Below are 6,417 nucleotides of genomic sequence, written 5' to 3' on the forward strand. Positions count from 1 at the left end.
GGGCTCGCCCTGGCGGCGGCGCGCCGGCGCTGGCTCGACCAGGGCTGTCCCGTTGGCCCGGAAGCGGCCGAGGCGCTGATCGCGCACGTCCTCGACATGGAAAAGCCCGCCGAACCGCACCGGTGACGGCGGTTCGAGCGGGCTTCGGTAGCCTCGGCCGAGAGCGGCGAACGGCTCAGAGCTTGAGGAGGTTCTTGGTCTCCTGGAGCTGGACGATCTGGCCGTTCAGCTCCTCGCGCTTCTGCAGGTCCTCGGTGGCGTCGCGCTGCAGCTCGGCCGCCTCGATGTCGCGGTCGAGGGATTCCGGGGTCAGCTCCTCGATCGGCGCCGCGCGCTCGGCCAGCACCGTCACCCCGGTCGGGCCGATGTCGGCGAAGCCGCCGCGGACGTAGATGCGCTTGCCGCTGTTGGCGCGCTCGGTGACCACGATCACACCGACGCGGAGTGAGGTCAGCACCGGAGCGTGGCCGGCGAGGACGGTCATCTCGCCCTCGGTGCCGGGAAGCTGCACCGACTCGACCTCGCCGGAATACAGCGACCGCTCGGGGCCGACGAAATCGAAGTGGAAGGTGGCCATGCGCTCGGAATCCCGACGTTTGTCATTCCCGGCACGCGGCCTGCTGAAGGCTGCGTGCCGACCTGAGAGGTTAGGCCCTGCGCCGGTCCGTGGCGAAGCCGAGGCCGAAGCCGACCAGAGCGCCGATGCTGGCGAACAGGCCGATATGCTGCATCTGACCGGTGGTCAGCTCGCCGCCCCGGGTGCCGGCCGGGCGGTCGCCCTGCACCTCGACCGAGAGCGGCCCGATCTTGAGCTCGGCCGCCTCGGGCCGCGTGACGTAGCCGACGAGGCCGCCGGCCAGGAGGCCGACGACCAGAAGGATGATCTTGCCGTTCAAGACCTCAGGCGGCCTTCAGCTTCTTGGCCTTGGCCTGGGCGTCCTCGATGGTGCCGACCATGTAGAAGGCCGCCTCCGGCAGGTCGTCGTACTTGCCCTCGACGAGGCCCTTGAAGCCCTTGATGGTGTCTTCCAGCGGCACCTGGATGCCCGGCGAGCCGGTGAAGATCTCGGCCACCGAGAACGGCTGCGAGAAGAAGCGCTCGATCTTGCGGGCGCGGGCCACGGTCAGCTTGTCCTCTTCCGACAACTCGTCCATCCCGAGGATGGCGATGATGTCCTGGAGCGACTTGTAGCGCTGCAGCGTCTGCTGGACCTTGCGGGCCACCTCGTAGTGCTCCTCGCCGAGGATCGCCGGCGAGAGCATGCGCGAGGTCGAGTCGAGCGGGTCCACCGCCGGGTAGATGCCCTTCTCGGCGATCGAGCGCGACAGCGTCGTGGTCGCGTCCAAGTGGGCGAAGGAGGCGGCAGGCGCCGGATCGGTCAGATCGTCGGCCGGCACGTAGATCGCCTGCACCGAGGTGATCGAGCCCTTGTTAGTGGTGGTGATGCGCTCCTGCAGGGCGCCCATGTCGGTGGCCAGCGTCGGCTGGTAGCCCACCGCGGACGGGATGCGGCCGAGCAGCGCCGACACTTCCGAGCCGGCCTGGGTGAAGCGGAAGATGTTGTCCACGAAGAACAGCACGTCCTGGCCCTGGTCGCGGAAGTCCTCGGCGATGGTGAGGCCGGTGAGCGCGACGCGCGAGCGGGCGCCGGGCGACTCGTTCATCTGGCCGTAGACCAGCGCGCACTTGGAGCCCTCGGCCGAGCCGTTATGCTCCTTCGGGTCCATGTTGACCTTGGACTCGATCATCTCGTGGTAGAGATCGTTGCCCTCGCGGGTGCGCTCGCCGACGCCGGCGAAGACCGAGTAGCCCGAGTGCACCTTGGCGATGTTGTTGATCAGCTCCATGATCAGCACGGTCTTGCCGACGCCGGCGCCGCCGAACAGGCCGATCTTGCCGCCCTTGGCGTAGGGGGCGAGCAGGTCGACCACCTTGATGCCGGTGACGAGGATCTGCGACTCGGTCGACTGGTCGGTGTAGTCCGGCGCCGGCTGGTGGATGGCGCGCAGGCTGTCGGACTGGATCGGGCCGGCCTCGTCGATCGGCTCGCCGATGACGTTCATGATGCGGCCGAGCGTGTTGTGGCCGACCGGCACCATGATCGGCGAACCCGTGTCGGTGCATTCCTGCCCGCGGGTCAGGCCCTCGGAAGTGTCCATCGCGATGCAGCGCACGGTGCTCTCGCCGAGCTGGGCGGCGACTTCGAGAACGAGGCGGGCGCCGTTGTTCTTGGTCTCGAGCGCGTTCAGGATCTCCGGCAGGTGGCCGTCGAACTGGACGTCGACGACGGGGCCGATGACCTGGGTGATCTTGCCGACCTTGTTGGAGCCGGCGCCGGGGAGAGCGGTGTTTGCCATGATTGCGTGCCCTTGAAAGGTATGCGGTCGGTGCGCCGGGAAGGGCGCTTAGAGGGCTTCGGCGCCCGAGATGATCTCGATGAGTTCCTTGGTGATCATCGCCTGACGCGTGCGGTTGTAGATCAGCGTCTGCTTCTTGATCATCTCGCCCGCGTTGCGGGTCGCGGAATCCATGGCGCTCATGCGGGCGCCCTGCTCGGAGGCCGCGTTCTCCAGGAGCGCCCGGTAGACCTGAACCGTGAGGTTCTTCGGCAGCAGCGTCTCGAGGATCGCTTCCTCGGACGGCTCGAACTCCAGGGCCGAGTCGGCCGGCGCGCCGGTGGTGCTGGCGACGCCCTCGGGCAGCTCCGCCGGGATCAGCCGCTGCGCCGTCGGGATCTGCGAGATCACCGAACGGAACTCGGAGAAGAACAGCGTCGCGACGTCGAACTCGCCGGCCTCGTACCGGGTCAGGATCTTGTCGGCGATCTCGGCGGCGAAGGGGTAGTCCACCGGGCGGTTGCCGCGGATGTCCTGGCTCTCGACGATCTGCTCGCGGAACTGGCGGCGCAGCTGGTCGAGGCCCTTCTTGCCGACCGTCATCATCTTGACGGTCTTGCCCTCGGCCGTGAGCTTGTCGGCATGGGCCCGCGCCAGGCGCGCGATCGACGAGTTGAAGGCGCCGCACAGGCCGCGGTCGCCGGTGCAGACGATCAGCAGGTGCGTCTGGTCCTTGCCGGTGCCGGCCAGCAGCTTCGGGGCGCCGACGCCGCCGACGAGGTTCCCGGCGAGGTTGCCGAGCACGGCCGCCATCTTCTCGGCGTAGGGCCGCCCGCTCTCGGCGGCCGTCTGGGCGCGCCGCAGCTTCGCGGCGGCGACCATCTGCATCGCCTTGGTGATCTTCTGCGTCGCCTTCACCGAAGTGATGCGGTTGCGCAGATCCTTCAAACTCGCCATCGGGTGGTCCGGTCTCTCAGGGCCTGTTCACGACCGGGCGCCCGTCGCCGGGCGCCCGATGCGGTGGGTTCTCAGTTCGCGAGCGACTTGGCCACGCCCTCGACCACGCTCTTCAGCTTGGCGGCGCTGTCGTCCGACAGGTCCTTCGAGTCGCGGATGGTGGAGAGCAGGTCGGCGTGCTTGGAGCGCAGCGCGGAGAGCAGCGCGTCCTCGAACGGGCGGACCTTCGCCACCGGCATCTTGTCGAGGTAGCCGTTGACGCCGGCGTAGATCACCGCGACCTGCTCTTCCATCTTCAGCGGCGAGAATTGCGGCTGCTTCAGGAGCTCGGTGAGGCGCGAGCCGCGGTTGAGCAGCTGCTGGGTCGAGGCGTCGAGATCCGAGCCGAACTGGGCGAAGGCCGCCATCTCGCGGTACTGCGCCAGCTCGCCCTTGATCTTGCCGGCGACCTTCTTCATCGCCTTGGTCTGGGCCGAGGAGCCGACGCGCGAGACCGAGAGGCCGACGTTCACCGCCGGGCGGATGCCCTGGTAGAACAGGTCGGTCTCCAGGAAGATCTGGCCGTCGGTGATCGAGATCACGTTGGTCGGGATGTAGGCCGAGACGTCGTTGGCCTGGGTCTCGATGACCGGAAGGGCGGTCAGCGAGCCGTTGCCGGCGGCATCGCCCATCTTGGCGGCGCGCTCGAGCAGGCGCGAGTGCAGGTAGAACACGTCGCCGGGATAGGCCTCGCGGCCCGGCGGGCGGCGCAGCAGCAGCGACATCTGGCGGTAGGCCACGGCCTGCTTGGAGAGATCGTCGTACGAGATCACGGCGTGCATGCCGTTGTCACGGAAGTACTCGCCCATGGCGCAGCCGGCGAACGGCGCGATGAACTGCATCGGCGCGGCGTCCGAGGCGGTGGCGGCGATGACGATCGAGTACTCCATCGCGCCCTGGTCCTCGAGGACCTTCACGAACTGGGCCACCGTCGAGCGCTTCTGGCCGATCGCGACGTAGATGCAGTAGAGCTTCGAGGTCTCGTCGCCGCCCGCGGCGTGGCCGGGCTTCTGGTTCAGGATCGTGTCGAGCACGATCGCGGTCTTGCCGGTCTGGCGATCACCGATGATCAGCTCGCGCTGGCCGCGGCCGACCGGGATCAGGGCGTCGACGGCCTTGAGGCCGGTCGCCATCGGCTCGTGCACCGACTTGCGCGGGATGATGCCCGGCGCCTTCACGTCGACGCGGCGACGCTCGGTGGACTGGATCGGGCCCTTGCCGTCGATCGGGTTGCCGAGGCCGTCCACGACGCGGCCGAGCAGGGCCTTGCCGACCGGCACGTCCACGATCGCGCCGGTGCGCTTGACGGTCTGGCCTTCTTTGATGTCGCGATCCGAGCCGAAGATCACGATGCCGACGTTGTCCTGCTCGAGGTTGAGCGCCATGCCGCGCACGCCCGACTCGAACTCGACCATCTCGCCGGCCTGGACGTTGTCGAGGCCGTAGGCGCGGGCGATGCCGTCGCCGACGGACAGGACCTGGCCGACCTCGGAGACTTCGGCTTCCTCGCCGAAGTTCTTGATCTGGTCTTTCAGGATCGCGGAGATCTCGGCGGCGCGGATGTCCATCGTCGGGCCCTTCAGTTCGTTCGAATCAGGTGTTTACGTGTGATGGCGGGAGCCGGAGCGTCCTGTCGGACGGCCTAGCGCGCTTCCCGCATCGCGAGACGGATGCCGTTGAGCTTGGTCCGGAGCGAGGCGTCGACCATGCGCGAGCCCATCTTGACGATGAGGCCGCCGATCAGGCTCGGGTCGACGTGCAGGTCGAGGTCGATCTCGGACTTGGCGACGTCGCGCAAGCTCGCCTTGATCTCTTCCAGCACCGCGTCGGAGGGACGCTCCGCCACCCGGACCTCGGCGCGGACGATGCCCTTCGACTCGCGCACCAGGCTGCGGAACGCGGAGATCATGCCGGGCAGCGCGAACAGGCGGCGGTTGGCGGCCGAGAGGCGGATGAAGTTGGCGGCCAGGCCGGTGATGCCGGCCTTCTCGAGGATCGCGCCGATCGCGGCGGCCTGCTCCTCGCCGGAGAAGACCGGGCTGCGCACGAGGCGGCGGAGATCGGCGCTCTCCTTAAGCAGGGCGTCGAAGCGCTCCAGACCCTCGGCCGTCGCATCGACCTGACGCTCGTCACGGGCGAGATCGAACAGGGCGGAGGCGTATCGACCCGACACGCCGCCGACCAGGGAACCCTCGGAACCGTTCTGCGCCACCCGTCGCTCTCTCTTGTTCCTTGGCCCTTCGGTTCCGACCGGGCCGCGCCGTACTGAGGGCGCCGGGCCGGAGACCGTCGGGAAATGGGATTGTGCCGGGCGGTCGGGGACCATGAAGATCCCTCGGCCGGCGCGGCGACCGCCTAGCATGGCAACCGGAGCCGCGCAAGGCGATCGGCCGGCCGCGGCGCCCCGGCCGAGCTTGCGCGAAAGCCGCGATCCGCAGGCGTCGATCAGCAGGCGAGGCGATCGCACCGGCGCGTGGCGGCGATCATCTTCGCCATCGCGCGCGCGCCCGGATGGCCGAGGATGCCGGCATTGCCGAGCACGTAGGACGGGGTCGCGTAGAGGCCGAGATCGGCCGCGATCCGCATCTGGCTCCTGAGCGCTTCGCGGACCTCGTCGCTGTCGGCGATCGTTTCCAGATCCGGGCCGGCGATGCCGAGCGCGGTGCCGGCGGCGAGCGCGCCGGGGCCGTCGATCTTGCCGGGCTTGCCGAGCAGCTGGCCGTAGAAGGCCCAGGCGGCCTCGGAGCCGAGCTTGCGCTGGACGGCCAGCGCGACCTTGGCGGCCTGCGCCGATTGCGGCGATAGGATCGGGTTCTGTACCAGGCCGATCCGAAGCGCCGGGTCGGCGGCGTGCAGTGCGATCACGTCGGCGGCGGCCTTGCGGCAGTAGGGGCAGTTGAAGTCGAAGAACTCGTACAGCGTCGTCTCGGCCTCGCGCGGGCCGACATAGGTGACGCCGCGCAGGGACGCGATCTGCCCGGTGATCTCGCCGGGCAGCACCGAGTTGGCGACCGCCCTGCCCTCGTCGCTCGTCACCGCGACCCGCTGCCCGTAGGATTGGGCGCGGGCGGCCCCGGCGAGGGC

Annotated in this window: 7 protein-coding genes; all 7 read right to left on the reverse strand. The window is 69.0% G+C overall.

What is annotated here, in order from left to right; genetic code table 11:
* Positions 1 to 175: 175 nt before the first annotated feature.
* A complete protein-coding gene (locus tag FV223_RS17285) occupies positions 176 to 577 on the reverse strand; it encodes a F0F1 ATP synthase subunit epsilon (RefSeq protein WP_147728188.1) in 402 nt (133 codons plus the stop codon).
* Positions 578 to 647: 70 nt separating this feature from the next.
* Complete coding sequence (locus tag FV223_RS17290; RefSeq protein WP_147728189.1) at positions 648 to 896, reverse strand: hypothetical protein; 249 nt, start codon at positions 894 to 896, stop codon at positions 648 to 650.
* A 4-nt stretch (positions 897 to 900) separates the two neighbouring features.
* Positions 901 to 2,358, reverse strand: a complete 1,458-nt coding sequence (gene atpD / locus FV223_RS17295; protein WP_147728190.1) for a F0F1 ATP synthase subunit beta — start codon at positions 2,356 to 2,358, stop codon at positions 901 to 903.
* Positions 2,359 to 2,406: 48 nt separating this feature from the next.
* A complete protein-coding gene (locus FV223_RS17300; protein ID WP_147728191.1) occupies positions 2,407 to 3,294 on the reverse strand; it encodes a F0F1 ATP synthase subunit gamma in 888 nt (295 codons plus the stop codon).
* 71 nt (positions 3,295 to 3,365) lie between these two features.
* Positions 3,366 to 4,901, reverse strand: coding sequence for a F0F1 ATP synthase subunit alpha (gene atpA / locus FV223_RS17305; protein ID WP_147728192.1), 1,536 nt, complete (start codon positions 4,899 to 4,901; stop codon positions 3,366 to 3,368).
* A gap of 74 nt (positions 4,902 to 4,975) precedes the next feature.
* A complete protein-coding gene (locus FV223_RS17310; protein WP_147728193.1) occupies positions 4,976 to 5,545 on the reverse strand; it encodes a F0F1 ATP synthase subunit delta in 570 nt (189 codons plus the stop codon).
* 233 nt (positions 5,546 to 5,778) lie between these two features.
* Positions 5,779 to 6,417, reverse strand: a 639-nt coding sequence (locus FV223_RS17315; protein WP_147728194.1) for a DsbA family protein, incomplete at its 5' end; no start/stop codon positions are given.

Origin of the sequence: Methylobacterium sp. WL116 (assembly GCF_008039455.1) — a bacterium.
In the GTDB taxonomy this organism is placed as follows: Bacteria; Pseudomonadota; Alphaproteobacteria; order Rhizobiales; family Beijerinckiaceae; genus Methylobacterium.